Source organism: Pseudomonas sp. GV047, assembly GCF_003058245.1.
GTDB lineage: Bacteria > Pseudomonadota > Gammaproteobacteria > Pseudomonadales > Pseudomonadaceae > Aquipseudomonas > Aquipseudomonas marginalis.
Genome location: NZ_QCWA01000037.1, coordinates 1 through 1,286, shown reverse-complemented (window position 1 = coordinate 1,286; position 1,286 = coordinate 1). Strand labels below are relative to the sequence as shown.

Below are 1,286 nucleotides of genomic sequence, written 5' to 3'. Positions count from 1 at the left end.
GCCCCGGTACAAACCGGGGACATCGTTTACATTTCTAACCGGGGACATGGTTTACAGGCTAATACGCATGATCAGGAGGTAACTGATCATGCCCTGGAACCAAGAGTCCCCCATGAATCAAAGAATCAAGCTGGTAGCTGATTGGCTTTCTGGCAACTTCACTAAAAGTCAGTTGGCACGCCGCTTTGACGTTAGCCGACCTACCGTCGATAAGTGGATTGCCCGGCACGACGGCGATTTGAGGTCTTTATCCGAACTGTCCCGGCGACCTCACAACAGCCCAAATAAAACCGACGACGAGATTTTGGCCCGTGTAGTCGCGATGAAGGAGGCTCACGATAAATGGGGGCCGAAAAAGCTTCTCGAGCTATTACGGCTGGAAGATCCCTCCGTCACCTGGCCCTCTCCAAGTACGGCCGGTCAATGGCTTGACCGACTTGGGCTCGTCAAAAAGCGGCGCTTCAAACGCCGACACAGCATTTCCCACACACAAATGCGAAAGGCCGACGAACCTAACAAGACGTGGTGTGCTGACTACAAAGGGCAGTTCAAGATGCTTAATGCTCAGATGTGCTTCCCTTTGACCGTCACAGACCATGCGTCGCGGCTGATTTTAGCGTGCAGGGCCCATCCCAAGATCATGACCCAGCCTGTAAAACAGGCCTTTGAGAGGCTTTTTCAGGAGTACGGCATGCCGGAAGTTATCCGTTCGGACAACGGGGTACCGTTCGCCTCTCCTGGCCTGGCAAGAATTTCCACACTGGCAGTTTGGTGGATTCGGCTGGGTATTTATCCCGAGCGAACCATGCCGGGAAGACCCGCCCAGAATGGTCGCCATGAACGAATGCACCGTAGCTTGAAACTTGAATTGCCCTTAGGGAAAAACTTAGTCGAGCAGCAGCTTTTGCTGGAGCATTTCAGGCATGAGTTTAATTACGTACGCCCTCACGAAGCGCTCGGCATGAAAAGTCCGGGAGACTTGTATGTGCCGTCCACCCGAATTTATCCAGGGTGCTTGCCCGATGTGGAATATCCGGCAGAAATGAAAGTTCGAAGCGTCAGGCAGGACGGATCGATCAAGTGGAACGGCAAGTTGGTATTTATCAGCGAGGCGCTGTCCGGGGAAAGGATAGGGCTCAAAGAAGCTGAAGATGATGCTTGGGATTTGTACCTGTGTGATTATCCCTTGGGGAGGCTTGGACGAGGTATGACCCGCGTCCAGGCCTCAAATGTGTAAACGATGTCCCCGGTTTCAGATGTAAACGATGTCTACGGTTCTACACCCC

At 52.9% G+C, this 1,286-nt stretch carries 1 protein-coding gene; it reads left to right on the top strand.

The annotated features are described in order from the left end of the window. Positions 1 to 88 precede the first annotated feature (88 nt). Positions 89 to 1,237 carry an integrase core domain-containing protein gene (locus C8K58_RS32170; protein ID WP_098480055.1) on the top strand — a complete coding sequence of 383 codons (1,149 nt, stop codon included), beginning with the start codon at positions 89 to 91 and terminating at the stop codon, positions 1,235 to 1,237. Positions 1,238 to 1,286: the final 49 nt, after the last annotated feature.